General features: G+C 64.4%; 1 protein-coding gene. It reads left to right on the top strand.

Translation table 11 applies throughout. The features are described from left to right. Nucleotides 1–63 precede the first annotated feature (63 nt). Nucleotides 64–374 (top strand): hypothetical protein (locus PZH32_RS11705; RefSeq protein WP_275208429.1); only part of this gene is annotated, 311 nt, incomplete at its 3' end.

Consider the following 374-nt stretch of genomic DNA (forward strand, 5'->3'; position numbering starts at 1 on the left):
CCATAGATGATCGGCTCACCGTTGTCGTCGGTGTGCACCGTATCGCGGCCGCCGGCCAGGGCAATGGCATCGGCCGCGCTAAGCGAGCCGGTCATCTATGGCAGCGCCTACGACGCCACCACCTCGACGGGCGACTGGGCCTTTATGGCTCCCGGCACCGGCTACCACATGGTGGGCCGCCACGGCTCCATCAAGGTGCTCTACGGCTACCGCGTGGAGGTGCTGAGCATTCCCGACGAGGACAACTACGAGCCCACTATCCAGCATGCGGGCGAGGACGATACCATCAATTCCGACTTCGATGAGGAAACCTGCGCCCTGCGTCCCAACGAGGGCGATATGGTGCAGCCTTCGGGCCTGGTGACCGAAGACGG

This window comes from Adlercreutzia equolifaciens (assembly GCF_029076695.1).
In the GTDB taxonomy this organism is placed as follows: domain Bacteria; phylum Actinomycetota; class Coriobacteriia; order Coriobacteriales; family Eggerthellaceae; genus Adlercreutzia; species Adlercreutzia equolifaciens_A.